21 protein-coding genes and 2 pseudogenes are annotated in these 25,759 nt (G+C 69.9%); 12 read left to right on the top strand and 11 right to left on the bottom strand.

Annotated elements, in window-relative coordinates:
• Window position 1 precedes the first annotated feature (1 nt).
• Window positions 2-4,531 carry an FtsK/SpoIIIE domain-containing protein gene (locus ACN268_RS21050; RefSeq protein ID WP_421484678.1) on the top strand — a complete coding sequence of 1,510 codons (4,530 nt, stop codon included), beginning with the start codon at window positions 2-4 and terminating at the stop codon, window positions 4,529-4,531.
• Window positions 4,532-4,718: 187 nt separating this feature from the next.
• Here ACN268_RS21050 and ACN268_RS21045 read toward each other — a convergent pair.
• The 3 genes and pseudogenes from ACN268_RS21045 to ACN268_RS21035 form a co-directional block, all read right to left on the bottom strand.
• A pseudogene (locus ACN268_RS21045) lies at window positions 4,719-5,417 on the bottom strand (relaxase domain-containing protein); the annotation flags it as partial.
• 70 nt (window positions 5,418-5,487) lie between these two features.
• Window positions 5,488-6,087 carry an IS30 family transposase gene (locus ACN268_RS21040; RefSeq protein ID WP_421484677.1) on the bottom strand — a complete coding sequence of 200 codons (600 nt, stop codon included), beginning with the start codon at window positions 6,085-6,087 and terminating at the stop codon, window positions 5,488-5,490.
• Window positions 6,088-6,265: 178 nt separating this feature from the next.
• Window positions 6,266-6,601 (bottom strand): annotated as a pseudogene (locus ACN268_RS21035) (helix-turn-helix domain-containing protein); the annotation flags it as partial.
• Between the two features lie 109 nt (window positions 6,602-6,710).
• Here ACN268_RS21035 and ACN268_RS21030 point away from each other — a divergent pair.
• Together ACN268_RS21030 and ACN268_RS21025 are read left to right on the top strand one after the other, a co-directional pair.
• Window positions 6,711-7,607 (top strand): IS3 family transposase, encoded by an 897-nt coding sequence (locus ACN268_RS21030; protein WP_421484676.1) that lies wholly within the window; start codon window positions 6,711-6,713, stop codon window positions 7,605-7,607.
• Window positions 7,608-7,960: 353 nt separating this feature from the next.
• The gene (locus ACN268_RS21025) at window positions 7,961-8,122 is read left to right on the top strand and encodes a hypothetical protein (RefSeq protein WP_421484675.1); all 162 of its coding nucleotides are present in this window, start codon (window positions 7,961-7,963) and stop codon (window positions 8,120-8,122) included.
• A gap of 2,015 nt (window positions 8,123-10,137) precedes the next feature.
• Here ACN268_RS21025 and ACN268_RS21020 read toward each other — a convergent pair.
• Window positions 10,138-10,509 carry a transposase gene (locus tag ACN268_RS21020; RefSeq protein WP_421484674.1) on the bottom strand — a complete coding sequence of 124 codons (372 nt, stop codon included), beginning with the start codon at window positions 10,507-10,509 and terminating at the stop codon, window positions 10,138-10,140.
• Here ACN268_RS21020 and ACN268_RS21015 point away from each other — a divergent pair.
• From ACN268_RS21015 to ACN268_RS21005, 3 genes are read left to right on the top strand one after another with little or no spacing between them, the layout of a single operon-like run.
• Window positions 10,502-11,056 (top strand): DUF4304 domain-containing protein, encoded by a 555-nt coding sequence (locus ACN268_RS21015; RefSeq protein WP_421484673.1) that lies wholly within the window; start codon window positions 10,502-10,504, stop codon window positions 11,054-11,056. The two genes, ACN268_RS21020 and ACN268_RS21015, sit on opposite strands and share 8 nt — an antisense overlap.
• Window positions 11,053-11,253: a hypothetical protein gene (locus ACN268_RS21010; protein ID WP_421484672.1), complete on the top strand. Its 201-nt coding sequence runs from the start codon at window positions 11,053-11,055 to the stop codon at window positions 11,251-11,253. The genes ACN268_RS21015 and ACN268_RS21010 overlap by 4 nt, the downstream gene beginning before the upstream one ends.
• The gene (locus tag ACN268_RS21005) at window positions 11,216-11,515 is read left to right on the top strand and encodes a DUF6194 family protein (protein WP_421484671.1); all 300 of its coding nucleotides are present in this window, start codon (window positions 11,216-11,218) and stop codon (window positions 11,513-11,515) included. The genes ACN268_RS21010 and ACN268_RS21005 overlap by 38 nt, the downstream gene beginning before the upstream one ends.
• A 29-nt stretch (window positions 11,516-11,544) precedes the next feature.
• On the opposite strand, the gene ACN268_RS21000 is transcribed toward ACN268_RS21005, so the two are convergent.
• Both ACN268_RS21000 and ACN268_RS20995 read right to left on the bottom strand, forming a co-directional pair.
• Window positions 11,545-12,024 carry a GNAT family N-acetyltransferase gene (locus ACN268_RS21000; RefSeq protein WP_421484670.1) on the bottom strand — a complete coding sequence of 160 codons (480 nt, stop codon included), beginning with the start codon at window positions 12,022-12,024 and terminating at the stop codon, window positions 11,545-11,547.
• Between the two features lie 21 nt (window positions 12,025-12,045).
• Complete coding sequence (locus ACN268_RS20995) at window positions 12,046-12,972, bottom strand: zinc-binding dehydrogenase (RefSeq protein WP_421484669.1); 927 nt, start codon at window positions 12,970-12,972, stop codon at window positions 12,046-12,048.
• Between the two features lie 95 nt (window positions 12,973-13,067).
• Here ACN268_RS20995 and ACN268_RS20990 point away from each other — a divergent pair, with 95 nt between their 5' ends.
• The 3 genes from ACN268_RS20990 to ACN268_RS20980 all read left to right on the top strand — a co-directional run bounded on the left by ACN268_RS20990 (window position 13,068) and on the right by ACN268_RS20980 (window position 16,706).
• Window positions 13,068-13,733 (top strand): TetR/AcrR family transcriptional regulator, encoded by a 666-nt coding sequence (locus ACN268_RS20990; RefSeq protein WP_421484668.1) that lies wholly within the window; start codon window positions 13,068-13,070, stop codon window positions 13,731-13,733.
• Window positions 13,734-14,069: 336 nt separating this feature from the next.
• Window positions 14,070-15,182, top strand: coding sequence for a serine hydrolase domain-containing protein (locus ACN268_RS20985; protein WP_421484667.1), 1,113 nt, complete (start codon window positions 14,070-14,072; stop codon window positions 15,180-15,182).
• A 282-nt stretch (window positions 15,183-15,464) separates the two neighbouring features.
• Window positions 15,465-16,706: a serine hydrolase domain-containing protein gene (locus ACN268_RS20980; RefSeq protein ID WP_421484666.1), complete on the top strand. Its 1,242-nt coding sequence runs from the start codon at window positions 15,465-15,467 to the stop codon at window positions 16,704-16,706.
• A 251-nt stretch (window positions 16,707-16,957) separates the two neighbouring features.
• Here ACN268_RS20980 and ACN268_RS20975 read toward each other — a convergent pair whose 3' ends face one another.
• Window positions 16,958-17,170 (bottom strand): hypothetical protein, encoded by a 213-nt coding sequence (locus ACN268_RS20975; RefSeq protein WP_421484665.1) that lies wholly within the window; start codon window positions 17,168-17,170, stop codon window positions 16,958-16,960.
• Window positions 17,171-17,325: 155 nt separating this feature from the next.
• Window positions 17,326-17,532: a hypothetical protein gene (locus ACN268_RS20970; protein WP_421484664.1), complete on the bottom strand. Its 207-nt coding sequence runs from the start codon at window positions 17,530-17,532 to the stop codon at window positions 17,326-17,328.
• Window positions 17,533-17,666: 134 nt separating this feature from the next.
• Between ACN268_RS20970 and ACN268_RS20965 the strand changes: the two genes are divergently transcribed.
• Both ACN268_RS20965 and ACN268_RS20960 read left to right on the top strand, forming a co-directional pair.
• The gene (locus tag ACN268_RS20965; RefSeq protein WP_421484663.1) at window positions 17,667-18,902 is read left to right on the top strand and encodes a sensor histidine kinase; all 1,236 of its coding nucleotides are present in this window, start codon (window positions 17,667-17,669) and stop codon (window positions 18,900-18,902) included.
• Window positions 18,890-19,549, top strand: coding sequence for a response regulator (locus ACN268_RS20960; RefSeq protein ID WP_421484662.1), 660 nt, complete (start codon window positions 18,890-18,892; stop codon window positions 19,547-19,549). Before ACN268_RS20965 ends, ACN268_RS20960 begins: the two co-directional genes overlap by 13 nt.
• 131 nt (window positions 19,550-19,680) lie before the next feature.
• On the opposite strand, the gene ACN268_RS20955 is transcribed toward ACN268_RS20960, so the two are convergent.
• The 3 genes from ACN268_RS20955 to ACN268_RS20945 all read right to left on the bottom strand — a co-directional run bounded on the left by ACN268_RS20955 (window position 19,681) and on the right by ACN268_RS20945 (window position 24,097).
• Window positions 19,681-22,191, bottom strand: coding sequence for an ABC transporter permease (locus ACN268_RS20955; RefSeq protein WP_421484661.1), 2,511 nt, complete (start codon window positions 22,189-22,191; stop codon window positions 19,681-19,683).
• A 3-nt stretch (window positions 22,192-22,194) separates the two neighbouring features.
• Entirely contained in the window at window positions 22,195-22,998 is an 804-nt protein-coding gene (locus ACN268_RS20950) for an ABC transporter ATP-binding protein (RefSeq protein ID WP_421486948.1), read from the bottom strand.
• A gap of 370 nt (window positions 22,999-23,368) precedes the next feature.
• Window positions 23,369-24,097, bottom strand: a complete 729-nt coding sequence (locus tag ACN268_RS20945) for a TetR/AcrR family transcriptional regulator (protein ID WP_421484660.1) — start codon at window positions 24,095-24,097, stop codon at window positions 23,369-23,371.
• Window positions 24,098-24,171: 74 nt separating this feature from the next.
• Between ACN268_RS20945 and ACN268_RS20940 the strand changes: the two genes are divergently transcribed.
• Window positions 24,172-25,650, top strand: a complete 1,479-nt coding sequence (locus ACN268_RS20940) for an MFS transporter (RefSeq protein WP_421484659.1) — start codon at window positions 24,172-24,174, stop codon at window positions 25,648-25,650.
• Window positions 25,651-25,759 lie beyond the last annotated feature (109 nt).

Here is a 25,759-nt window from a genome sequence, read left to right as displayed (position 1 = left end):
GATGGAGTACGAGGTCACGGTCGTCGACCGGCAGGGTCGTCTGAGCCCGATGCTCATCCAGGCCGGGCCAGCGGCCACCGTTGGCGCGCTGCGTGACGCCCTCGGCGAGGAGCCGGGCGGGGCGGCGCTGTTCCTGGGCACCGAGCGGTTGTCCGACGAACGGCGGCTGGCCGACACCGGGCTGGTCACCGGCGGGCGACTGACCCTCGATCAGCCGGCCGGCGGCCGGCCAGCGGTGGTGCGGGGCAGCGACGGGCCGGCTCTGTCGACGGTCCGCGAGGTCGCGGTGGTGGGTGGGCCAGCCGCCGGGGCGAGCGCCCTGGTGGTTGCCGATGGTTCGCCCCGCACGCTTGTCCTCGGCCGGGCCGTCGGCTGTGATCTGGTTCTGGATGACCCGGAGGTCAGCCGGCGGCACGCCGCGATCCGATGGGACGGGGTAGGTGCGGCCACCGTTGCCGACGATGGCTCCCGAAACGGCACCGGCTCGCGCGGCCGGCGGATCACCGAGGAGACCCGGCTTGACGACGGCGACCTGGCGCAGTTGGGCGAGTCCCTGGTGGTGGTGCGGCGGCATCCGGTGGCCGACACGCAGCTGGAAACCGATCCGGCACTGGGAGTGCGGCGGTTCAACCGACCGCCCCGGATAGTGCAGCCGCAGCGGCAGGTCGAGGTGTCCGTGCCGGCCGCGCCGGAGCAACCGAAGGGAATCCGCTTCCCGCTTGCCACGGTGCTTCTGCCGTTGCTGCTGGCCGGGGTGATCTTTCTGCTGCTGCCCAACTCCGGATACTACCTGATATTTCTCGCCTTCGCGCCGCTCATGGCGGTCGCCCACGTCGTCACCGAGCGGCGGGGCGGACGCCGGGAATACCGGGAGAAGCTCCGGGACTACCGGGCCGGTCTCGCGCAGGCCCGGGAACGGCTGGCCGCCCTGACCGTCAGCGAGGAGCACGCGAGTAGGGAGCTTTTTCCCGACCCGGCGGCGGTGCTCCGGATCGCTACCGGCCCGACCGGCCGTCTCTTCGAACGTCGTCCCGCCGACCCCGACTTCTGTCTGCTCCGGATCGGGTTGACCGAGCGGCCGGCCGCCGTACGACTGATCGGACCGGGCGCCGCCGCCGAGACCGTGCCGACCGCCCACGACGTACCCGTGACGGTGCCGCTTGGTACGGCCGGGGTCCTCGGGCTGGCCGGCCCGCGTCAGTCGACCATGCCGATCCTCCGGGCCCTACTCACCCAGGTGGCGACCCTGCACGCCCCGCACGACCTCGGCCTCGTCCTGCTCACCGGGAACGACGAGGCAACCGAGTGGGAGTGGCTGAGCTGGCTGCCACACACCGTGCCGCACCGGGCCGACCTGGCCTGCCGGCGGATGGTGGCCACCGACCGGCAGCAGGCCGAGCACCGGATCGCCGAGTTGCGGCGGATCATGGACGAACGGCTGGCCGATCGGCAGGCCGGTCTCCGTGACCAGGCACCGCCAGGGCGACGGCTGCTGGTGATCGTCGACGGGGCCCGCCGGCTGCGCACCCTGCCCGGCCTGGCCGATCTGCTCACCAGCGGCCCGGCCGCCGGTCTGTACGCGCTCTGCCTGGACACTGCGGAGTCGAGCCTGCCGGACGAGTGCCGCGCGACGGTGGTGGTGACCGGAGCGGCCGGTACCCGGGTCAGGGTGCTGAACGAAGGTCTGGAACCCCAGCCGGATGTGCTTGCCGACGGGCTCTCCCGCAGCCGGGCAGCCCGGGCCAGCCGGGCGCTCGCTCCGGTCCGGGTGCTCGGTGCCCGGTTCGGCGACGACGGCGACCTCCCCGATCAGATCCGCTTTCTCGATCTGGTCGGCCTCGGCTCCGACCCGACGGTGCAGGACGTCGTCGAGCGCTGGGCGGCGCAGCCCTCCGGTCGTACCACGACGGTGCTGATCGGTGCGGACGCCACCGGACCGGTCACCGTCGACCTGCGGCGGGACGGACCGCACGCGCTGATCGCGGGCACCAGCGGCGCCGGAAAGTCGGAGCTGCTGCAGACCCTGGTCGCCTCGCTCGCCCTCGGGAACGCCCCGGACGCGCTCAACCTGGTGCTGGTGGACTACAAGGGCGGCAGTGCCTTCGCGGACTGTCGGGACCTGCCGCACTGTGTCGGGCTGATCACCGACCTGGACGGGCACCTGGCGGATCGGGCACTGGCCTCGCTCACAGCCGAGCTGCGCCGCCGAGAGAACATCCTGGCCGAGGCCGGTGCCAAGGACATCGAGGACTACTGGGCCGGCACCGGCGGCCGGCTGCCCCGGCTGGTGATCGTGGTCGACGAGTTCGCCACCCTGGTCGAGGAGGTGCCGGAGTTCGTCACCGGCGTGGTCGGCATCGGCATGCGGGGGCGCAGCCTGGGGGTGCACGTGGTGCTGGCCACCCAGCGCCCCGGTGGGGTGGTCAACGCGGAGATGCGGGCCAACGTCAACCTCCGGCTCTGCCTGCGGGTTACCCGCGCGGAGGAGAGCGCGGACGTGGTCGACGTACCCGATGCCGCCCGGATCTCCCGGCTGCATCCCGGTCGGGCCTACCTGCGTACCGGCCACGCCGACCTGACCATGGTGCAGGCTGCCCGGATCGGTTGGCCCCGGGCAGCAGGAGGGTCGGACCCCTGTGCCGACCAGCGGGTCACCGCCACCCCACGCCGGGTGGCAGACCTCGGCCGGCCGAAGGCGGGCGACCGGCCCGAGCCCGACTCGGCAGCCGAGACCGGCGGCCATGCCGGTGAGACCGATCTGACGGTGTTGGTCGCGGCGATCCGGGCGGCGGCGCGACTGATCGAGGTGGCCGCACCGAGCGGCCCGTGGCTCCCACCTCTGCCGGACCGGATCACCCTCGCCGAGTTGGCGCCGACCGTGCCTCACCCGGCCGTCCACCACGCACCGGGCGGCGACCCGGCGTCCCGCGAATCGCCGGTGGCGGTGCCGCTCGGCCTGGGCGACCACCCGAGCGCCCAGACCCAGTCCCCCTTCCTTCTCGACCTGGACCGGACCGGCCCGGTGGTGATCGCCGGCATGGCCCGCAGCGGACGGTCGACCGCGCTGCGCGCCCTGGCCGTCGGGCTGGCCACCCGGAGCGGACCGGCCGACGTCCATCTCTACGTGCTCGACCATGGTGGTCGGGCCCTCGCCCCGCTGGCGGCACTGCCACACTGCGGTGCCCGGGTGGAGGGTGAGGAGCACGAGCGGACCGGTCGCCTGCTCGATCTGCTCGACGCCGAGGTCGCCCGGCGCACCCGGTTACTCGCCGCCGGCGGGTACGCCGCCTTGCGGGAGCAGCGGGCCGCCGCACCGGCGGCGGAACGCCTGCCCTACCTGGTGCTCCTGGTCGACGGGTACGAGGCGTTCCTGGCCCAACACGGCGAGACCGACGGCGGACGGCTGGTCGAATCCCTCGACGGCCTGCTCCGACGCGGCTCGGCGGTCGGCGTCCTACCAGTGCTGACCACCGACCGCTCCGGCTTCGGGCACCGGCTCGGTAGCGCGGTCGCCACACGGCTGGTGCTGCGCCAGGCCGATCCCGAGGATGTCGCCGTCTTCGGCGCCGACCCTCGCAGGATGCCACGGACCATGCCGGATGGCCGGGCAGTGGTCGTACCGTCTGGGACGGAGGTGCAGATCGCGCTCCTGACCCCCGACCCGGATGGTGCGGCCCAGGCAGCGGTGGTCGAGCGGCTCGCCGCAGCGGCGTGGGGCCGCTGCCAGGGTCTGGACCCGGCCACCATGCCGCGCCGGATCGACCCGCTTCCGGCGTCGGTGACCCTGGCGGAGCTGGCCGAGCTGCGTGCCGGTGCGGCACCGGTCGGGGTCGCCACCTGCACCGTCGGTGTCGGCGGGGATCATCTTCGGCCCATCGACCTGGATCTCGCCGAGACCGGGGCGACCTTCCTCGTCGCCGGGCCACCGATGTCCGGGCGCAGCACGGCGCTTCTCGCGCTGGTCACCTCGCTCGGTGGCCGGCGATCCGGTGGCCTGCCGGTGTTGGTCTGCTGTCCCCGCCGGTCACCGTTGCTGACCGGCATCGCCGAACTGCCGGGCGTGGTCCGGGTGCTGCGTGGCGCGGAGATCGACACCGACTTGGCGGACGCGGTCGCGGAACTGGCCGGGCCGGTCGCCGTGGTCGTCGACGACGCGGAGCTGCTCGGCGAGGGGCAGGCCGCCGACGTCCTCGAACAGCTCGCCCGTTCGGCCCGCGACCATGGCAACCTGGTGCTCGCCGCCGGAACCACCGAGGAGCTGGCGGTGCACCGCTACCGCGGCTGGCTCTCGGCGTTGCGGCGTGGTCGGCATGGACTGCTGCTCAACCCGTCGTCGTACGTCGACGGGGAGGTCTTCGACCTGAAGCTGCCCCGCTCGACCCGGGGCGGCTGGCCGGCCGGCCGGGCCCTGCTGGTCTCCCGTGGGACCACCCTCCCGGTGCAGGTCCCGGTGAGCGGGTCGGATGTGCAGGTGGTCGGCGAGTCCTCCAGGACAGGTTCGCGTCCCTGGCCGCCGCACGAGCATTCATGACCGACTTCGTGACCTGGTACAACAACTGCCTGCGGCACTCCGGGATCGGCCTGCACGCTCCCGCCGAGGTCCACCCCGGCCGCCACCAGGCTGGAAACAACATCGGACGGGCCCACGACGGCCGTCTCCCACACCACGGGCGCGGACGAAGCAGCCGCCGCAGTCGCCAGCCAACCCGGATCGGGACCTACCCGTCGCGACTACTCCAGTAAAGCTCAGGGGGGATGACGGCTTGCTGAGCAGCGAAGTCCGTGGCCAGACCGGAGCCGCAGCAGTTCGCGTGATCCAGCAGATCGAACTCGTCGATCAGAGCCTGCGAGATGCCTTCGACCTCGAAGAACCGACCGCCCGGCCCGGTACCGCCGCGGACCCCGAAGCCGATCTCCCGCACCTGCTCCGCCAGCGTCGCCCGCCCTAGCGCGCCGAGCAGGCGGTGCCCATCCGGTACGTCGAGCCAATCGCGCGTCGGCCGGCGAATCGTCCCAGCGGGATCGAGTACCGCAACCAGATAGCAGTGGACATGCAGCATCGGCGGCGGGGTAGCCGCCGCCGGTACGGTCGCGTGCAGCACCATGGCGGCGGCGAAGTCTTGCCGGGCAGCAGGGTCGAGGGGAAGTCGCTGGATCCTCGGGAAGTTGAAGACCATGTCGGCCGCCGCACTCAGCACGCCCTGCTCCAGTTTCGCTTGACCGTCCTGGTCGCTCATGGCCCAGATCCAGGAGACGGACATGGGCACCCAGAAGGTCAGATCGATGCAGCTAACCGGGGGTCCCGGAGCCGGCAACGTCGCCGATCGTACGAGTCGACCGCTTAGCGCCCACGCCAGGTTGTCGAGGCCGAGAGCAGAACCGTTGGCGATACTGAGGGTCTGGAGCACTGTTGGCGTACCGACCCAAAGGGTGTTCCCCCGCCTTGTCGCGGCGGTGCGCGCTTTGGCGAAATTTCTGGGCTTAGATTCAGGGAGTCAAGGCAACACACTGGGCTGGAGTTCGATAGCCGAGACACTTGCGGGGCCGGTCGTTCAGCCGGGCGGCCAGGGCATCGAGATCGGCTTGGCTGTGCAGGCCCAGATCGGTGCCCTTCGGTAGGTATTGCCGGATCAGCTTGTTGGTGTTCTCGTTGGTGCCCCGCTGCCATGGGCTGCGCGGTGCGGCGAAGAAGACGTCGACTCCGGTGGCTTCGGTGAGCAGCCGGTGGCCGGCGAGTTCCATGCCGCGGTCCCAGGTCAGAGTGCTGAGCTGGCGGGGATCCATCAGCGAGAATGCCTGTTGCAGGGCCGGGATGACAGTTGCGGTGTGGCGACTGGGTAGCGCGACCATGGTCAGGTAGCGCGACTTGCGGTCGACCAGTGTCGCGACCTGGCTGTTCTTGGCTCCGACGATGAGATCTCCTTCGAGGTGGCCAAGCTCGGTCCGTGCGTCAGCCGCGGCAGGCCGGGCCTCGATCGGCCGTGCACCAACGATCTGGGAACGCCACTGGCCCTTGACCGTGTTCTTCTTGTTCTTGCGGATGGGACGGCCCGTGCGCAGCTTCGCGCACAGCTCACGCGGGATCACCTTCCCACCGTGTCGTGTAGATCGCGCGGTAGATGCTCTCGTGGCTGATGCGCATGAGCGGGTTGTGGGGGTGCACCAGCCGCAGGTGTCCCACGATCTGCTCCGGGGACCACTCGGTCTCCAGCAGCTCGATCACCAGCTGACGCAGCACCAGGTTGTCCTGCAAGGCGGACGGTTTTGGGCGACGCGCCTGCTCGTGAGCGCGTTGCTCAGCGGCGAGCGCACGGTACGTCAGCCGGCCGCCGTTGCGGGCGACCTCACGGCTCACGGTGGAGGGCGCACGGCCGATGGACACGGCGATCGAACGCATGGAGGCGCCAGCCTCGAGACCCCGAGAGATCGACTCTCGGTCTCCAGGGGTCAACCCATCCGCCCGGCGCACCCGCTCGACCGGCGCGATGCCGCCGTGGTGCTTCAGAACCGTGAAGACCGATCCTGGTGGCTTCCCGAGTGCTCGAGAGATCACGCTGATGGACTCACCGGCGCGCCAGCGCCGCCACAAGTCTTCTTTCATCGCGTCCGACATTCCCGGCCGACCCATCCGAGCCACGATCCACCCATCCACCAGCAGCGTTGCGTCGATCGTTTGAATCTAAGACGGCTTTCTTCGCGAAGGAGACCCGGTGAACGTGTACCCGTTCATCGAGGCGGAGAAGGCGCAGCCCGACGGGAACGTGAAGCGTTCCTGTGAGCTGTTGGAGGTCTCCCGGTCCGCCTACTACCAGCACCGCACCGGCCCGTCGCGGCGTGAGCGCGACGACGCCGACCTGACCGCACACATCGCGGATGTTCACGCCGTGTCAGCGGGCACCTACGGTGCTCCTCGAGTGCGCGCCGAACTCGCCGCCCAGGGGCGGCGGCACTCCGGCAAGCGGATCGCTCGGCTGATGCGCACGGCCGGATTGTGCGGTCAGGCGCCGAAGCGGTGGCGCACCACCACCGTGCCCGACCCGGCAGCGGCGTTGCCGGCGGATCTGATCCGCCGGGACTTCGACGTCACCGCGACCGGGATAGACACCCGCTGGTGCGGAGACATCACCTACATTCGCACCTGGGAGGGCTGGCTGTACCTGGCCACCGTCATCGACCTGGCCTCGCGCCGAGTCATCGGCTGGGCCACCGCCGATCATCTCCGCACCGACCTGCCCGAGCAGGCCCTGTCCCACGCGATCGCGAGCCGGCGTCCGGCCGGGCCGGTGATCTTCCACAGCGACAGGGGCTGTCAGTACACCAGCGCCCAATACGCCCGCCTCGCCGACCGACACCGGGTGCGGCTGTCCGTCGGCGGCCGGGGGCAGTGCTGGGACAACGCCGTCGCCGAGTCGTTCTTCGCCACCATCAAAACAGAGCTACTCGACCGGCGGGCCTGGCCCACCCGCGCCGCCGCCCACGCGGCGATCTTCGACTGGATCGAGGGCTGGTACAACACCCGCCGCCGGCACTCCACCCTCGGATACCTCAGCCCCGCCGCCTACGAAGCCACCGGGCGTATCGCACCGCCAGTCCGACAAGTAGCGTGACAACGAGCTAAAGACCATGTCCGTCAAACCGGGTCAACCCCACTTCGTGCAGAACCTCCGACGCGGACACTACGAACTCGCCACGGACGTCCCGCCGGCTCTGCGGGTCGCCGCTGTGTTCACCGAACTGGCCCGAGCGATCTGACCAGCACCGCTGACGCGGCTCGGCGTGCCCACCCATCCGCCAACGCAACAGGGCCAGCGAACGTGACTACAACCCCTGCTCGGCGCCGCTCACCAGCAATTCGGCGGCCCGACCGTGCTGGTGTGGCACAACCTGAACAACCACATCAGCGCCGCCATCCGGCAGATGATCGACGCCGGGACTGGCTGACCGCCACTCGACTACCGACTTGCGCCCGGACCTGAACCCGACCGGGGCGGCGTGGTGCCACCTCGAACGCAGCATCGGCAACCTCGCCGTCACCGGCGTCGACCACCTCCAGATGATTCTCAAGAACCGCCTCAGGAGCATCCCGACCTACTCGACGGCTTCCTTGCTTACACCGGACTGACTCGAACCCGATACAACCTAACCAGTCAAGATCTGTATCGGCGACTACACCGGCGCAACCGATGAGTTCGACCGAAGTCGGGATTCGCGACTAACTCCAAGATACGCCATCCGAATTACCTATTCAAGGCCGCATGACGAGGCACTAGCAGCCGATTTGGGTTGCTCCGCTAGTAGCTTGCCATCGATTTTCGGATGAACTAAATCCAATTTCGAAGCCCGAGTTGCTCACGCTGGCGCTGGTGATAGTCGTTGATTTCCAAGTGTGAGCATACTGAGCAAAGATTTGAAGGCAGCCAGTCGGCTTTTTGAAGGCAAACGTTAAAGTTCCATTGCCCGAGTTGTATCGTGCGCAATTCGGGAAGTCGGCACCGCCGCAATAGTTTGCCTGCGTCTTGTCTTGCCATTCAATAACTGCGCCGTCCACCCCATTATCCCATAGGCCAGGGAATAGCGGAGACCCCCCATTCGGCGGAAGTGGGGTGGAACTACTTAGGCCTCGCCATCCTCCCCAGTAGATCGCCCCACTAGGTGTGCTCGTTTGCACGACGTCTTGGGAAAATCGAATTGACAAGACATCCCTTCCGCCGACGTTGCCCGAACTCCAAGTCCCATCACCCAAGGTCTGGTAGTCGTTCCATTCGAAATCGGCGTAGGCGACATACTTTTGATTAACCGAGTCGAAGTAAAGATAGGGGTTGGGAATGGTGACCGCAGTGTTGACTGACAGGGGCGCTGGCCCGGCGGTTCCGACACGCTTGTAACCAGTTCTCCGTGCAATTTCCTGGTCGGATGCCCCCTCAAGGCGCAGTCGGGAAATTAGCTGCAACTTCTGGGCCTCTGTTGACTCCCTCTTTCCCGCCGCTACCGCACTTCCCCCTAGCGTCAGCACTAAAAGTGGCGCAATGGTCGCAGCTAAACCTAGCCCGACACCCCTGCGCAGCCGTCGATTCGATAGCCTACTGCTCATTTACTCTCCTCGGTTGGGCCAGAGGGAAGGTTGTCAGTTCTCCCCACAAACGTGTGCAGGAAAGCTACACGGAAGGAAGCTCGATCCATAGGGTCGATGGAGGACTCTGAGAGAGTGACCAGTTGCTCTCAGTGCATTTCTGCGAGATTTATCCTATTTATACCCGCATGCCGATCACCCTTAGTTATCAACATGCTACTTAATGTGTTTACTCTCACGTTGCTTGACGATATTGATACGGCTTTCCGGACGTACGCCACGCCGTGGTGACGCTGACCGTGAATCCGCAGGCCAGGCGGGTGATGGTGTCGCCGTTGGGAGGTTGGCCAGGGCGAGCAGGGCATGCAGGCCAGCGCCGAGGCGCCACCACCCGCTCCAGCGGTGGGCGCGGGTGGCGCGTGAGGTTGACGAGGTGGTTCAGGGAGCGGCTGGACAGCGCGGTCGTGGACGGGTAAAACAGCACAGCAAGGCTCCCGCTCGAGGCATCGGATCTTGGTCGACCGATGTCTTACCGGGGCGTCGTCCCATGACGACACTGGCTCCGCGCACCTCCCATGAACAGGCACATCACAATGTAAAGGCTTCGGTGTAGCCTGTAATGGCTTGTAGCTACTGATGTGAGGAGGCCTTTGTGATGGCGAGAGGGTTGTCGGCGATTGCCGTCCTCGCTTCCATGTCGCTACCTTCCTGTGATGCTGTTCGGGTTAATCCCGATGCGCGTGAGATTGAGGTTCGTGTCGCAGTAAGCCTTTGCCCGGATTCTGATAGATCGACCTGCCTGTCGGTGGGGGTGCCCGACGTTAAGGTGTCGTTAAGCGATTCTCGACGGATGGTTGTGTGGGGACGAACCGGGGCAGACGGCATGGCCTATCTCCGGGCGGAAGGGGTGGGGCCAATTAGCGTGAAGGCTCATGCCGGAGATCTAAATAGTGAAATCGAGGAGAGCCTCGATCTCACTGCGGCGAGCAAAGTCGTCACGATCGAGCTAGTTGATCCAGTTCCGAAGATTGTCGCCAATCCGCGGCCAAGATAGCAACAGGGCCTGATCAAGTTCCGTAGGTGTCCGGATCGTTGGTGATGCCCAGGAAAGGCAGTGCTCGTTGGGGTTCGTCGCGGATCGCGCGGGTGGTCTTGGCGATGTTGTCGGCGCCGAGGGTTTTCAGCACGCCGATGGCGAGGTTGCGCAGGGTTGCCATGGCCCGGGGTGCGGTGCCGGTGTGGACGGTGCAGGCGTCCTCGGCGAACGTGACGTCCCTGATGTGGTGTGAGGAGTTCTCCACTGCCCAGTGCCCGCGGATCGCGGCGGCCAGGTCCGCCGGGGTGGCCTGGTGGGCGTCGAGGCTGGTGACGGCGTAGACACTTTCACGGGTCTCGCGCTTACCGGACTGTTTGCGTCGGCGGTTCACGCGGATGGCCATGCGGGCGGGGGGAAAGGCGATCCCGCCGAGTTCGTCGGCGACGGCGCAGGTCTTCCAGACGTCCGACTACTCGAGCAGGGCCGAGAAGGTGTTCTACGTCAACGTGGCGTTGGTGCTGGCACCCAAGTGGGAGCGGGATCGGCTGCTCTACCGACTCCCCGAGTCGGCGAGGCCTCGGGAAATGCATGGTCTTTGGCGGCGCCGGATCGGTTTCTCCGGTTTCTCCGGTGGTGATCAGTGGCGGGTCTCGGATGAGGCGAGCGCGGCTGAGGTGTCGGCTCTGATCCGGAGGCGGCTGGACGAGACCCTGCGGGTGGTGCTGCCGGCGCTCGATCGGGACGTCCTGCTGGGGGAGCCTCCTGATTTCCTCTCGTACGCCGCATGGATGGCACGTGGGTGGGTGCTGGCGGAGCGGGGGCCTTCGGAAGAACTGGAGAGGTTGCTCTTCTCGGAGCCCACGACCGGTGAGTTCAGTTCAGTGGCGAGGAAGGCCATCTGGGAGTGGGCGACAACTCGCGGCAGCCGGGATCGGGAGGGGGCCCGGTGACCGACCCGTCCGTCCCGGGCGTATGGAGGGTGTCGGCGTTCGGGCGGATCGGCGTACTTCTGCTCGTGCCGATGTTGGGCATGGTCATTCATTCCATTCGCGGCGGCCTCGTCCCGGCGCTGTTGACGATGCTTGCAGGGGTGCTCATCTGGTTCCGACATGCCTTTCTCCTGGTGGCCCAGGTCTTCCCGATATGAGACCGGACGGTACCGGCTCGACATCGAGGTCGGGCGTGCCGGGTTCGGCAGTCTGTTCGACTCCGGGCCGGAGGAGTTCACCGTGCCCAGCGACGAACTCGACTTCACGCAGACCGACCAGCTGATGCCCCATCCCGCCTATGCCGTGCAGGGCCGGGTCAGCGTGGTCAACCCAGGCCCGGCCACCGCGGACGAGGTAGATCGACTGCTGGAACGGGCACGTGCCCGTGCCGCTGATCGCGAGCGTCGCAGGAACCGGTGATCGAAGTAGGTGCTGCGAGGCCCGCAGTTCTACATCTGGTCCCGGCGCAGTTGCAGCGCGGGGTGGCGGGGTGGTGCGAATCCGAGGGTTCGGTAGAGGCGTTCGCCGCCCGGGGTGGCGTTGAGGTCGACCACGCTGACCGTGGTGTCGTCGGCGAACCAGCGGAGGAGCGCGTTCAGGCACTCCCGGGCGTGGCCACGTCCACGCGCGTGGGGGACGGTGCTGATGTTGAAGACGTGGCCGCGCAGCCCTCCCGGATTGCCGGGTCCCGGCGCGTGCCGGTCGCAGAGGCCGGAGGCGTTGCTGACGATGCCGTGTTCGGGGTCTTCGATCACGAAGGCGGCGAACGTCCGCGGGTCGCTCAGCGAGCTGGTGAACCAGTCCAGGGCGGCGGTCCGCCACGGTGCCGTGGCGTCGCCGACGGGTGCCCCCATCGCCTCCAGCATGGTGACGCGGAGTTGTACCAGCGCAGCAGCGTCGTCGGGGACGGCCCTACGTGGTCGTGCCATTGTTCGTCCTGCTCCCTGTGGCTACCGGCCGATGTCGAGGACGACCTTGCCGCGCACCCGTCCCTCGGTCAGCGCCCGGATCGTGGTGCCGGCGTCCTGCCAACTGTCGCGCCTGGCGATGTGCGGTGTCAGCGTATTGTCCGTGACCCGCGCGGCCAACCACGCCAGGTCCTCGGACAGCCCGGCGTGGGCGCCCAGGAAGAAGGAGGTGATGGAGCGGTCGTTGCGCCCGTCGTGGCCGGAGAAGGCGAGGGCGGGGAAACACTCGCCCGTACCGCCGACGGTGCCGACCGACACCAGGGTGCCGTGTTCGGCGAGCTTGTCGTACGCCTGCACCAGGGTCTCGCCACCCACCACGTCGATGACGCCGGTGACGGCCCGGTCGAGCTGCCCGGGGGACCGGATCACCTCGTGGGCACCCAGTTCCCGTAGTTCGCCGCCGTGGGCGTCGGGGTCGCTGGTCGACGCCGTGACGTGCGCACCGCCGAGCCGGGCCAGTTGCACGGCGTACCGGCCCACCGCCCCGGTGGCACCCGTCACGAGCACCCGGCGTCCGATGATCGGGCCGAGTCGGTGCAGGGCGCGCAGTGCGGTCGTGCCGGCGACCGGCACCGTGCTGAGGGCCCCCAGGTCGGCGTTCGCCGGTGCCACGCCGATCCAGTCGGTGCGCACTGCGCGTAGCTCCGCCCAGCCGCCGGCGAAGCCCAGCGTCACCACCGGCGTGCCGACGGCCGGACCGGAACCGTCCGCGGCGGCCTGCACCACCACTCCGGCGGCGTCGTAGCCCGGCACGGCTCCGTCCGGGGCGTCGTCCAGGTACAGGTCGCCCGGATTGATGGAGCTGGCGACGACGCGGATCAGGGATTCGTTGGCGGCGGGCTGCGGGTCGGGTGCCGGGCCGAGCCGGAGACTGCCGGGCACGGTGTGGTCAACGAGCAGAGCTTGCATGGCGTCGCCTCCCAGGTTGGACTTGCTCCCGAAGCAGAATGCCACTGAGTGGCATTAGCCTGCAAGTGGCGTACGCCGCTCGGTAGTATCACCGCATGGCCACCGCGTCGTCGCATCCTCACCCGCTGCGGCCCTCGCTGCGGGAACGCAAGAAGCAGCGCACCCGTGAGGCGCTGACGGACACCGCCCTGGAGCTGTTCACCCGGCGCGGCTTCGACGGGGTGACGCTCGACGAGCTGTGCGACCGCGTCGAGGTCTCCAAGCGCACCTTCTTCCGCACCTTCGCCAGCAAGGAGGAGGTGGCGATGGCGCCCTACGAGGACCTCTGGAGAACGTTCCTCGATGACCTGGCGCTGCGGCCGGCCCCTCCCGGCCGGCCGGTCCTGCCGGTGCTGCAGGACAGCGTGTTGGCCGCCATCCAGATCATGGACTCGGGTGACTGGACCCGCCGGCTCCTGCTCTGCACGCGACTGGCCGGCAGGACCCCCGCCATCGAAGCCCACTGCCTGTACTTCTGCGACGTCACCGTCCGCGCCGCGCTCGACATCCTGCACCGCAGGTTCGGTCTCGCGCCTGACGACCTCCGCCCCCGGCTGGCGCTGGACGTCCTCGTCGCCGCCTTCCACCGCGGACTCGAAACCTGGACCACCCGGCCCCACGCGGCCACCGCCGACCACCTGGCCGCCGACACCCGCGCCGCGTTCGCGGCGGTTCCCGGCGTCCTCACCCTCGTCGCTGCCACCCCGACGGAACGGAGCTGACCACGACGTTGCGCTGTCGACCGCTGTGGTCGGAGCGTTCAGGACGCCGGCGCGGGTCCCGTGAGGTTCTTCGCCGTCAACCGCAGCGTCCGGGAGGACGGGTGGCTCCCGGCCGTCCGTTCGGGTCACGCGCCGACCCCCGGTGCCGGGTTGGGGTGCCACCGCTACCGAGGCTGTCCAGCAGGCTGGATTGAGGGCTTTCGTCGGGTTCCGCAGACTCAGGGAGTTCGATGTCGTAGGACCCACGAGGAGCTGTTCAACGTGCCTACCGTCCTCTTCCCGAAGGATCGACCCACCCGGCGGCGTCTCCGTGCACTCGCCATCACAGCGGTCGCCGTGACCACGGTCGGCGGTCTCGCGTTCACCGGCTCCGCCTCGGCCGGTCCGCCCGACACCCGCCGCGACAGCATCCAGCAAGGTCTGGACACGCTCGTCGGCACCGACCGGCACCCGGGCGCGCTGGCCGCGGTCCGCGACCGGCAGGGCCGGACCCGGCACTACACGGCCGGCACCGGTGACCTGCGGACCGGCGAGAGAGTGCCGGTGAACGGCAGGGTCCGCATCGGCAGCGCCAGCAAGATGTTCGCCTCCGTCGTGATCCTGCAACTGGTGGGCGAGGGCAGGGTGAAGCTCGACGAGCCGGTCGAGACCTACCTGCCCGGCCTGGTGCGGGCCGAGGGCGTGGACGCCACCAAGATCACGGTACGTCAGCTGCTCCGGCACGACAGCGGCCTGCCCGACTACACCGATACCATGTTCTCGACCATGGGCGACCTGCTCACCTACCAGCACATCTACCTTGAGCCCCGCGAACTGCTCGACCTGGCCAACGCGCGGACGGATGGCAGGCCCGCCGGCGGCGGCTGGTCCTACAGCAACACGAACTACCTCCTGGCCGGCCTGATCGCCCAGCGGGTCACCGGCCGCCCGTTCAACGAACTGGTCACCTCCCGCGTGATCGAGCGGATCGGCCTGCGCGACACCTACGCGCCCGGGGTCGGCGACAAGCAGATCCACGGCCGGCACCCGCACGGCTACCAGCGTGACCCGGCGACCGACAAGCTGGTCGACTTCACGACGATGGACCCGAGTTGGGGTTGGGCCGCCGGTCAGTTGATCTCCACACCGGATGACCTCAACACGTTCGTGCGGGCCCTGCTGAACGGCAAGCTGCTGCGGCCGGCCCAGTTGGCCGAGATGCGTACGACCATCCCGGCGTACCCGGCGGGCCGGAGCTACGGACTCGGCCTGTTCCGCATCCCGCTCAGTTGCGGTGCGGTGGCGTGGGGCCACGGTGGTGACATTCCGGGCTACTCGACCGCCAACGCGGCCACCGACGACGGCCGCGCCGTGACCGTCGTGGTCACCTCCCTCAACGGGTCGGTGAAGGACGGGTCCGTCGGCGCGGACCGGGACGCGCTCGTCGACGCCGCACTGTGCGGGAGGTGACGGCAGCCGCGAGAGCAGTTCACCCGCACAGCGCCTGGGTACGGTGTGTCCACACCGTACCCAGGTTGCGTCGGCGGGTAAGGGCCTGCCCCGATGGGCAGGCAATGCCGGTGGTGGGCCCCGACCTGCCCGCGTCCGAAGGCGATTCGGCGCACATTCCGACGCACGACCCGGCCATCGGCCTGGCCGCCGGCATGCCCCCGATCAAAACGAGTAGTGCTGGCTGTACCAGCGTCGGGTAGTGCGGGGGATCGTGCGACGTGGATAGGCAAACAACACTGAGTGAGTCAGCGCGAGTCAAATAAATGGGGAGTTCCCGTGTTCAGAATGCTGAATCGTCCGACGCGTGAGCCGCGTTCCACCGGCGCCTGGCGCCGGGGTGTGATCGCCGCAGCGATGGTCTCGGTGGCAGCGGCCGGCGTTGCGGTCGCGGGCGTGGCGTCGGCGGACGTGTCGAAGGCAGGCACCGGCAACGGCCGGGACAGGACGCTGCAGGCGGCCCTGGACGCCGCGGTCGAGGACGGAACGCTTCCCGGTGCCCTGATGTCGGTCCGGGACCGGCACGGACGGGTCACCAACTACACCGCCGGGGTGGGTGACATCCGGACCAGGGCGAAGGTTCCGACCGACGGATACGTGCGGATCGCCAGCAACACGAAGATGTTCACCGCTGTGGTCATCCTCCAGTTGGTGGGGGAGGGCGCCATCGCGTTGACCGATCCGGTGGAGAAGTTCCTGCCGGGTGTGCTGCGGGGGACCGGTGACGGCGCGGCGATCGACGGCCGCCGGATCACGATCGGGCAGCTGCTGCAGCACACCAGCGGGCTGGGCACCTACACCTTCCTCGACAAGGGGATCCTGCCGATCCGGAACCGGTTCTTCGAACCCCGGGAGTTGCTCGACTCGGCCCTGACCCAGCCTCCGACGTACACCCCGGGTGAGGACCCGGTGTGGGAGTACAGCAACGCCGGATACGTGGCGCTGGGTCTCGTGGCGCAGCAGGTGACCGGCCGGCCGCTCGCCGAGGTGATCACGGACCGCATCCTGAAGCCGGCCGGACTGCGGGAAACCTACTACCCCGGCCCGGGGCAGCGGGGCATCCGTTCACCCCACCTGCAGGGCTACCTTTTCGCCCAGGACGGCAAGCTGCTGGATATCACCCGCTTCGACCCGTCGATCGCCGGTGCCGCGGGGCAGATGATCGCGACCTCGACCGACATGAACAAGTTCCTGGTCGCCTTGCAGGAGGGCCGGTTGCTCAAGCCGCGCGAGCTGGCGAACATGCGCCGGACGGTGTCGGCCCCCGGCCTTCCCGAGGGGTGGAGCTACGGGCTGGGCACGATCAAGTTCGAGCTGAGCTGCGGGGTGACCGCGTACGGCCACGGCGGCGACGCCGACGGTTTCCAGAGCCGCGTGGGGATCACGACCGACGGCCGGGCGGTCACCCTCGTCGGAACGAACGAGGACGCCAAGGTGGATGAGTTGCTGGCCCTGTTCGACAAGGCGCTGTGCGCCGGCAGGTGAGATCGACCTGCCCATCCCGGGCCGGTGCGGTGGAATCCACCGCACCGGCCCGTTTCCCTGTGCCGGTACGGCCCCACGCGTCGGTGAGCGGGCCGAGCGCGATCGGCTGCCCTGGCTGGTGCGGCCATCGGCCTCCCGGGCAGGGCGGTGGAACGCAGAACGGCGCGGCTACGGACGAGGATCTCGCCGTAGCCGCGCGGGACGACCCGGGTCTGAAGGCCCGGTCAGGGCATACCTGTTTCGAGGGTGGATCAGCTGCGGTACGCGCGATGCAGGAAGTACAGCCCGGCACCCACACCGCCGAGCAGCAGTACGGTGCTGCCGACGTGACCCCACCAGTGGTCCAGCAGACCCTCGGCCAGCGTGCCGGAGCGCAGCAGTTCCTCCATCACGACGGCCACCGCGAGGACGGCTGTCGCAGCGGCGATCCACCCCCGGCGGCCCGTGTTCCTGTCGCTCGTCATAGCTGGAATCGCCTCCCTGTCTTCCGCCTCGGCGGTATCGTGCCGCAGTGATCCGCCCGCCGCATCGGCCCGGGGGACACTCCGGCACCTGTGCCGTACGGCATTGTCCGCTGACCGCGTTGCGGCGACCGGTGCGCCGGCCTGGGCGGACGGGTTCACTGCTCGCGGTGGCGGTAGTGGCCGGCCACCAGGGAGCCGGCGCAGACGAGGGCGACGACGCCGAAGAGGACGCCGACGACGGTGCCGGCGGTGGTGGTGTCGACGGACGATGCGATCGCGTTGGCGGTGATGCTCACGAAGAGCAGCAGCCACAGGACCGGCCGCAGGTGGCGACCGTCGCTCGACGAGATGTGTTCAGCCATCGTCACACGCTAGGAGGATCGCCGGTCGGAGACGATCCCGCCAGCGCGACGACAGGCAGTACAGCCTGCTGTACTGCCAGGCCGGTGGCCGGTGCCCTAAGGTCACGGGCGACGGGGGCTCGCGGGAGGTGGGCATGCGGCGGTACGCGGGGGAGCGGATACGCGCCGCCGTCGACGCCCTGGAAGACCTGGTCGGTGGCCTCACCACTGCCGTACTGGCGATCGGGGCGCTGCTGTGGCTGCTCATCGTGCTGGTGTCGAGCATCGTCGGCGTCGGCATCCTGCTGATCCCCGGCGCGCTGCGGGTCGTGCGATCGGTCGCCGACCGCGAACGGCTGCGGCTGTCCCGCTGGGGCCCGGAGATCCTCAGCCCGCCCCCGGCATCCGACCGTGCCCTGGCCGGGCTGCGTGACCCGGCCGTACGTCGTGAACTCGTCTGGTTGCCGGTGCACTCCTCCCTCGGCCTGACGATGGGCCTGCTCGGGCTGACCCTGCCGTTGACCGCCCTGCAGAGCCTGACCTTCCCGTTCTGGCACCGCCTGGTAGCCCCCGAGGACGGCGGGCCCGGCCTGGTGTCGTGGCGGATCGACGGCCTGGCGGACGCGATCGGCGTGTCACTGCTCGGCGCGGCCCTGATGGCGGTGCTCTTCGGCGCGGGCCGGTGGCTGGCCCGTCTCCAGGCGTGGCCGGGCCTGCTGCTGCTGTCGCCGCCTGCCGGCACGGACCTCGGCCTCCGGGTGGCCCAGTTGACGGCCACCCGGGCCGCCGCCCTGGACGCACACGCCGCCGAGCTGCGCCGGATCGAGCGTTCGCTGCACGACGGTACCCAGAACCGCCTGGTTGCGGTCACCGTGCTGCTCGGTGCTGCCGGCCGGGCCCTGGCGCGTGACCCGGCGGCCGGCCGGGAACTGGTCGAGCGTGCGCAACTGGCGGCCGAACAGGCGCTCGGCGAACTGCGTACCGTGGTGCGCAGCATCCTGCCGCCGGTGCTCGACGACCGGGGACTGGCCGGTGCCCTCGACGGTCTGGTCGCCGGGTGTGCCCTGCCCTGCCGTCTGGACGTCCACCTGCCCGGCCGCTGCGCCGTGTCGGTGGAGGCGACCGCTTATTTCGTGGTCGCCGAGGCGCTGACGAACGCGGTCAAGCACAGTGGGGCCACCGGCGTCGCCGTCAGCGTCACCATGGACGTGGTGAACCGCCGGCTCCGGCTCACGGTCAGCGACGACGGCTGCGGCGGCGCCGCCGAGCACGACGGAACCGGCCTGGCCGGCATCCGTCGCCGGGTCGAGGCCCACGACGGAAAGTTCCTGCTGATCAGCCCACCCGGTGGGCCGACGACGATGGACGTGGAGTTGCCGTGCGAATCGTGATCGCCGAGGACGACGCCCTGCTACGCGAGGGCCTGGTCCTGCTGCTGCGCGCGGAAGGGCTCGACGTGGTGGCGACCGCCGACAATCCGTCCGGTTTCCTCGCCGCCGTCGACGAGCACCGACCGGACGTCGCCATCGTCGATGTGCGGATGCCGCCCACCCATACCGATGAGGGCGTCGTCGCCGCCGGTGAGGCCCGCCGCAGACAGCCCGGGTTGGCGGTCCTGGTGCTGTCGGCCTATGTCGAACAGGCCTTCGCCACCGAGTTGCTCGCCGGCGGCAGCGAACGGCTCGGTTACCTGCTCAAGGAGCGGGTCGGTCGGGTGGAGGAGTTCCTCACCGCCCTGCACCGGGTCGCCGGGGGCGGCACCGCGGTCGACCCGGAGGTGGTGGGGCAACTGCTCGCCCGCAGCCGGCCGGACACCGCCCTGGATCGGCTCACCCCGCGTGAGCGTGAGGTGCTGTCACTGATGGCCGAAGGGCTCGGCAACACGGCCATCTCGGAGCGGTTGTACGTCACCGAGGGCGCGGTGCACAAGAACATCCGCAGCATCTTCGCCAAGCTGGACCTCACCCCGACCGACCGGGTGGACCGGCGGGTCAGTGCGGTGCTGCGCTACCTCGAGGACACCCAGCGCCAGTCGTGAGCGTCCACGGCGTGCGCCGCCGTCCGGCGGTGCGGCCGGGACTCAGCAGGCTGTGCCGTCACACGGACGTCGACGGGCGGGCCCGCGATGCGGGCCCGCCCGTCGAGCGTGTGCGGCCGATCCGTGGCTGGTTACTCCTTGATGCCGATGCCGGCGACCGGCGGGACGCGGAGCAGCCGGGCAACCGGCAGGATCGTGGTGAACAGCGCCAGCAGCGTCGTGCCGCCGATGATGGACACCCATCCCAGCGGTGGTACGTAGGGCACCAGCTGGCCGGTGAGCGTGTGCACGATCGACACCAGGGTGACGGCGGCGATGGCTCCGCCGATGAGCAGCGAGACGCCGAGTAGGCCGGTCTGTTCCGCGTGGACCATCCGCTTGACCTGCTTGCCGGTGACCCCGACCAGCCGCAGCAGGGCCAGTTCACGGCCCCGGGCGAGGGCGGCCATGACCATGGTGTTCGCCGCGGCGAGAGCGGCGTAGCCGACCATGATGCCGATCAGGAGCTTGTTGAGCCATGCGCTCAGCGCGAGGTCGTCGGCGAGCTGACCGCTGACGTCGGCTGTGGTCGTCACCGAGCTGCCGGGGTACTGGTCGATGACCTCGCCCAGCGCGGCGGAGACATCCCTGCCGGGCTCGGTGCGTACCAGGATCCGCTCGTAGCCGGCGACGGCGGTGTGCCCGGCGACGACGTCCTTGACGACGGTGACGTCGCCGAACGCGAAGCCCCGGTCGTAGATCGCCACGACGCGCAGGTCGGCGGGTGTGCCGTCGCCGAGCCGCACCGTGACCTGGTCGCCCACCCGCCAGCCCCGCGACCCGGCCTGCAGGGTCGACGCTGCCATGGCCGACCCGTGCAGGTCCGTCAGGCTCCCGCTGCGGACCTTGAGGTCCATGGTGAGGTCGACGCCCTCCGGGTCGATCGCCTGCGCGTCCGCGCCCTCGGCGGCTCCGTCCGGGATGATCGAGGTGTTCCGTACGCCGGTGGCCGCGAGCACGCCGGGGATGTCGCGGATCTGCGCCAGCATGGTGTCGGGCAGCCCGGTGGCGGAAACCACGGTCTGCTGGGCCAGCATCCCACCACGGTTCTCGGCGACGATCTGCTTGTCCAGGTTGTCCTGGAGGAACCAGATCGAGCCACCGAAGCCGACGGACAGCACCAGTGCGGTCAGCACCGTGACCATGCCCTGGGCGTTGGCCCGCAGATTCGCCGCGGCGAGGTAGCCGCTGTCGCCCCACACCCGCCGCAGCACCGGGGCGAGCAGACGGGCCGCCGCCCGGTTGACCCACGGCCCGAGCAGAGCGACCGCGAGGACGAGCAGGCACAGCAGGCCCATCGCGGGCCCGAGGGCGGCGGTCCCCTTCGCCGCGCCGGTGAGGGCGATCAGGATGAAGCCGCCGGCCAGGGCGGCGAAGCCGAAGATCAGGCGAAGGACACCGTTACGGCCGGATTCCACGGCGATCTCACCGAGCGCCTCCGTCGGGCGGATCCGCACCGTCCGACGCGCCGCGAGCAACGCGGCACCGGTCGCCACCGTGACCGTCGCCACCGCCACGGCGATCGCCGCCCAGCCGCCGCCGCGAACCGGGAAGGTGTCCGGGATGAACGCCCGGTCCACCAGCTCCTGGTGCAGCCAGCGGCTGGCGAGCCAACCAACTGGCACACCGATGACGACCGACAACAGGCTGAGCAGTCCCACCTCGGCGAGGACCAGGCGGGCGACCTGGCCGGGGGTGGCGGCGACGGCGCGCAGCAGGGCGAGGTCACGGCGGCGGTGCCGGACCGCGAGACCGATGGTGCCCGCCACCACGAACATGACCAGCAGCGCCACGTAGCCGCCGAACACGCTGCCCAGCTGGACCAGCATGAGGGAGGCCGCCTGGTCCGCGGACTGTTCCAGCAGGCCCCGCTCGTCGCCGGCATAGGCCTTGACGCCGGCCTCGGCGGCCAGCCGGCGCACGTCGGCCACCACGGCCGGGGCGGCACCGGGTTCGGCCAGGACGGCCACCGCGTCGACCTGTCCCAGCCGGGGGTGGATGACCGCCGCGTGCGCGTCGGTGAAGAACACCGCGGGTGGTGCGTGCGGGTCGGGCCGGGGACCCGCGTGGCGGACGAAACCGCTGACCCGGTACGTCCGTGCGCTGCCGTTCACCAGGACCGGCACCTCGTCGCCGGGAGCGACCGAGGCGGCCAGCCGTTCGTCCAGCGCGACCTCGGTGTCGCGGGTGGGTCGGGCTCCCTTGGTCAACTGGTACGGGGTGATGGCGGTGCTGCTCCAGCCGTGGCCGGTGGCGGCGCCGTTCGGCAGGATCGCCGGCACCGTCCGGTCGGCGACGACGGTGGCCACCCCCGGCAGTTGCCGGATCCGGTCGACCATCGAGGCCGGGACGGTTCCGCCCTCGGGCAGCACGACGGTGTTCGTTTCCTTCTCGCCCAGCATGGTGGAGGTGAGGGTGATGTCGCGGTTGGCGACGACGACGTCGGCGGCCGCGTAACGCTGGGGGGCGGCGGTGAAGCGCAGGCCGGACTCCACGAGGACGCCCAGCGACATCAGAATCAGCACTCCGGCGGTCATCGCCACGAAGGTGGCGACCGCGCTGCCCTTGCGGTGACGCAGCATCTGTCCGGCCAGTTTCAGCACGGGTCAGCCCTCCCGCGTCAGCTGCGGGCGACGACCGAGCGTCGCGAGGTGCTCGGCGATCCGCGCCGCGCCCGGCTGCGGCATGTCCTGCACGATGCGCCCGTCGGCCAGCACCATCACCCGGTCGGCGTAGGACGCCGCCACCGGGTCGTGCGTCACCATGATGACCGTCTGTCCCGCCTCGTCCACCACCGAGCGCAGCAGGGCCAGCACCTCGCCGGCGGTCTGGGTGTCCAGCGCGCCGGTCGGCTCGTCACAGAAGATGACCTCCGGTCGGGTGGCCAGTGCCCGGGCGATCGCGACGCGTTGCTGCTGCCCGCCGGACAGTTCCGAAGGGCGGTGGGACAACCGCTCGGTGAGCCCGACCCGCTCGACGATCTGCTGAATCCAGAGGGGGTCCGCCCGCTTTCCGGACAACCGCATCGGCAGCGTGATGTTCTCCTGCACCGTCAATGCCCCGACGAGGTTGAACGCCTGAAATACGAACCCGATCTCCGACCGCCGCAGCTTGGTCAGCTTCGTCTCCGACAGCTTCGACAGTTCCGTGTCGCCGACCCACACCAGGCCGCTGGTCGGACGGTCCAGCCCCGCCGCGGTCTGCAACAACGTGCTCTTGCCCGAGCCGGACGGGCCCATCACCGCGGTGAACGTCCCCCGCTGGAAGGTCGCGTCGACACCGGCGAGCGCGGTTACCGCGTGCCGATCCCCGCCATAGACCTTGCGCAATTGCTGGACCCGCACCGCCGCCACTGGCGTCGCCCTGTCCACCGTCGGCACGAAATCGAGTCGTGCATTATTGACCGCCATCGCCGGACTCCCATTTTTCGTTGATTTCTTCCGCGCCAAGAAACCATATTTTTGCCGGTCGCCGGCAGCAATCCAGGTGGCGGGCCGATCGAGGTAGCGCTGGCTGTACCGTCAGGCCTGCGCCACCGGCTGGTGGGGGCGGCGCGCCCTGCCGCACCCGGCGACGTCGTGACCCCCTGCGGTAGCTTCGTCTCGAAGGGCCGACCGCCGGCCTTCGATCCGTTCCTTCACCAGCAGCGGGATGGCGTGGAGTGCGGCGTGGCCGCCAGGCCCGGACACGGTCGTGCGATCCGTGCCGCCAGCTCGCTGATCATCAGTCGCGCAGGTACGGGCGGAACGGTCCGGTGGACGTCACGGGCCGCGCTGAAGGTCAGACGGGGTCGCTCGCCGGGGCGGCGAGGATGACGTCGATGCCGCGCACGAACAGGTCCTCGTCGACCCACCGGCTCTCGTCGAGATGCCCGGAGGCGGCGAGCGTGGGATATCGGGCCGGGTTGCTCGTGATGTGCCGTCGGGCCCCGGCCCGCGCCCCCGGGTCGTCGATCTGCCGCCAGGTGGCATCGGTCAGCGCCGCACCGATCACGAAGTTGGCGAGCATCCGGGTGACCACTGCCAGCCGGACGCCGGTCAGCCCGCCGCGGACGAGGGTCGACTGCAGAAACTCGGTGCAGGACAGCACGTTGGGGCCCAGCATCGGCCGCCCGATGAGGCTCGCGGCCCAGGGGTGGCGGAGCAGCACCGTACGCCATGTGGAGGTCAGCATCCGGATGTCGTCCCGCCAATCGCCGCGGGCGGTCGGGAGCGGCACCTCGCCGAAGATCTGATCGAGGGCCAGGTCGAGGACGTCGTCCTTCGTCTTGACGTGCCAGTAGAGCGCGGTCGGCGTGACCACGAGGCGCTCGGCGAGGCGTCGCATCGTCAGGCCGCCGATGCCGTGCTCGTCGAGCAGGGCCACCGCCGCCTCGACGATGCGCTCCCGGGTCAGGGGAGCCGCCCGGCGCGTACGGTCCGGGTCCTCCCTGAGCCAGACCGCCCCGGCGCCGCCGTCCCGTCGGTCGGCCGGCCGCGCCGGCGTTTCGTCTGGTCCAGTCGTCGCCACGTCCACCACCCTAGTATGGTTCGCCGGCAAGTTAACGATGGTAAGTTGACTTTCCAATGTTCAGGAGGCGTGTGGTGGCAGCAGGTCGACACTGGTGGGTCCTCGCCACGGCGGGGCTGGCCCAACTGATGGTGGTGCTGGATTCGACGGTGGTGACCATTGCGTTGCCCTCGGTCCAGCAGGAACTCGGCATGAGCGACGCGTCCCGCAGTTGGGTGGTGTCGGCCTACGCCCTGGCGTTCGGGGGCCTGCTGCTGCTCGGCGGTCGGCTCAGTGACACTCTGGGCCCGAAACGCGCGTTCGGGTACGGCCTGCTCGGCTTCGCGCTGGCGTCCGCGCTCGCCGGCCTGACCCCGACCGCGGAGCTGCTGTTCGCCGGTCGGGTCGCGCAGGGCGTGTTCGCCGCCCTGCTCGCGCCCGCCGCCCTGGCGATCATCACGGGAACGTTCACCACGCCTCGGGAACGGGGTATCGCCTTCGGCGTCTACGGCGCGCTCACCGGGGCGGGGGCGGTGCTGGGACTCCTGCTGGGTGGGGCGCTCACCCAGTACCTGACCTGGCGCTGGTGCCTGCTGATCAATGTGCCCATCACCGTTCTCGCCCTGATCGGCGTCCGGACCGTGATCGACGGTCGGCCCGCCCGCCGGGTGCGACTCGATCTCCTGGGGGTGGGCACCAGCGTGGCCGGCATGACCTCCCTGGTGTTCGCGTTCGCCCGGGTCGCCGACAGCGGCTGGGGTGACCCGGTCGTGATCACGCTGCTGGCCGTCGGGGTGCTGATGCTGCTGCTGTTCACGGTCGCCCAACGGACCGTGGCGCAGCCCCTGCTGCCGCTCGGGGTGCTCCTCGACCGCACCCGGGGAGGGGGCCTGCTCGCGATCGGCCTGCCGCAGTTGGCGCTGTTCGGGTTCTTCCTCGTCCTGACGTACTGGTTCCAGCAGATCCTCGGCTACGCGCCGATCCGCGCCGCTCTGGCGTTCCTCCCCCTGGCGCTGGCGATCGCCATCGGTTCGACGCTGATCGCCGGCCTGCTCGCGCCCCGGCTCGCGGCGCGGAGCCTGATCGTTCCCGCGCTCCTCGTGATGGCTGCGGGGATGGCGTTGCTGATCGGGCTCGAGCCGGGCGTCCCGGGGCTCTATCTCACCCGCTTCCTGCCCGCCGAGATCCTCATCGGGTTGGGCCTCGGCTGCGCGATCACCCCTGCGGTCTCCGCCGCGACCAGCGGGGTGAGCGGCGACGACACCGGCGCGGCGTCGGCCGCCGTGAACGCCGTGACGCAGCTCGGAGGGTCGATCGGCACCGCGCTGCTCAACACCGTCGCCGCCACCGCCACCGCCGCCGCGCTCCGGGCGGCCCCGGGCGGGGCGGCCACCGACGCCGTCGTCGCGGGGTTCGACGCCGCCCTGGTGACCGCCGTGGCGCTGCTCGTGCTCGCGGCCATGGCCGTCGCCCTGGTGATGCCCCGCCGCCCCGCGCCACGGGTGGCCCCGGCCGGGCGGGAGACGCCCGTCGTTCCGCTGGTCGGGAACGACGCCACCGACCGGCTGGCCTGACCGGGATGAACGTCTGCGGCGAGCGGGGGAGCGGCGTCTCGGCCCTGCCGTCGGCGCGGCGGCCCGGCCTCGACGGGCACCGGCGGCCGGCGGCGGTCCGGGTGGCCGG

The sequence above is a fragment of the Micromonospora sp. WMMD735 genome (assembly GCF_049178995.1).
GTDB classification, from domain to species: domain Bacteria; phylum Actinomycetota; class Actinomycetes; order Mycobacteriales; family Micromonosporaceae; genus Micromonospora; species Micromonospora wenchangensis.
The sequence above is the reverse complement of the archived record's forward strand: the minus strand, read 5'-3'. Positions and strand labels throughout refer to the sequence as shown.